This window comes from Pseudomonas sp. MF08817, assembly GCF_059862705.1.
On record NZ_JCBCUY010000102.1, the window covers coordinates 1 to 1,018 of the forward strand.

The window sequence follows — 1,018 nt, forward strand, 5'->3', positions numbered from 1 at the left end:
TGCGCGATGGAAAAGCGCGCAAGTGCACCCGAATCCTCACCGTTGGTCAGCAGCGGACAGTGCTAAGGTTCGCCTCTGGTTTTTTGCATTTTTCAAGGAAGCTCCCATGCCGGATGCGACGTCTCTCTTCTTCCTGCAAGAGCTGCTGCAGGGTCACTTGGTGCCAGTGGTCGGTGTCGGCCAGGGTGCCGTCGGGGTCGAAAATCAGGGGGTGTCCCTGTCTGGGCGCGGCTGAAGCGGTTAAGCCAATGGCCGATTATCCTAGCAGGCAATTTTAAGACAGTGGGGCTCAGTCACCCTGCCATTGGCGCCAGCGGGGCAGGGCCTCATCGGACAGCCAAGGCACCGCGTGTTCGGTCCAGATGTGCGCCGCAGGAGTTAGTTGGGGATCGTCGTCCAGGGTGGCGACCCGCAGGATCACATGGGGCTGGGCCGGGCGTTCGGCCATCAGGTGCGATCCGCAGCGCGTGCAGAAATACCGCAACTTGCCTGGTGATGACTCGAAGGTACCTAACGCCTCTTGCCCCGCGAGCCAGCGAAAGTGCTCACGCAGCACTCCGGCAGTGGTGGCGAACGCCGCTGCGTGGGCCTTGCGGCAGGTGTGGCAATGGCAGTGGCTGATGGGCATGTCCAGGCCATCTATTTGATATCGCACGGTATTGCATAGACAACTGCCGTTGAGTGCGGGCACGGGGAAGGCTCCTTTGTGGTTAAGCGCTGGCCAGTTTCGCTCCAATAGTTCAATGCCGCATCCACTCATCTACGCGATGGTTGGCCAACGGCCAACTACAAGGTCGACGAGCATCTGATTGTAGTGCTGAACCTTAACACCTGTTCAAAGGGAAATACTCCGACGGCTCCTATGACGAGCCGCGCGATGTGGTGGTCAACACTGCGGATTCCACGACACTTGGACACCCAGTCCACGATCATTTGGACACTCGTTCCACGCTCACTTGGACACCTGATCCACGCCCATTTGGACAGGCAGTCGGAGCGCAGCGACGCAGGTTTGCAT

General features: G+C 59.4%; 2 protein-coding genes. One reads left to right on the forward strand and one right to left on the reverse strand.

The annotated features are described in order from the left end of the window. On the forward strand, nt 1-235 hold a 235-nt coding region (locus AC19YR_RS24770), incomplete at its 5' end, for a hypothetical protein (protein WP_218192067.1). A gap of 54 nt (nt 236-289) precedes the next feature. Here AC19YR_RS24770 and AC19YR_RS24775 read toward each other — a convergent pair. Further along, nucleotides 290-691 (reverse strand): GFA family protein, encoded by a 402-nt coding sequence (locus tag AC19YR_RS24775; protein ID WP_256576648.1) that lies wholly within the window; start codon nt 689-691, stop codon nt 290-292. Between the last annotated feature and the right edge of the window lie 327 nt (nt 692-1,018).